Annotated in this window: 1 protein-coding gene; it reads right to left on the bottom strand. The window is 25.1% G+C overall.

Translation table 11 applies throughout. The features are described 5' to 3' along the window. Positions 1 to 77 precede the first annotated feature (77 nt). Positions 78 to 259, bottom strand: a 182-nt coding sequence (locus SB752_RS32795) for a hypothetical protein (RefSeq protein WP_410719562.1), incomplete at its 5' end; no start/stop codon positions are given.

Below are 259 nucleotides of genomic sequence, written 5' to 3'. Positions count from 1 at the left end.
CCTTATTAGTACTGATATTGATAAAACGAAAGAAGTTAAAAAATAATTTTTTTTCTATGAGTTTCTGTTAATTGTGTTTAAAATATATCTTTGCAAAAATTTAAAAACACAATGATAAAACAAAAATTTGGCACTGCTTTATTTTCAATTTTGGCAACTTTATGCTTTGGAATTTCCATATTTTGCTTAAAAGAAGAACTATTTTTCTCTATAATTTTATCTGCTGCTGCGGTGATATGTACATTATGTGCAATATCAG

The sequence above is a fragment of the Brevibacillus sp. SIMBA_040 genome (genome assembly GCF_046535075.1).
GTDB lineage: Bacteria > Bacillota > Bacilli > Brevibacillales > Brevibacillaceae > Brevibacillus.
Note: the sequence above shows the minus strand (reverse complement) of the source record. Positions and strands in the feature narration are given on the sequence as shown.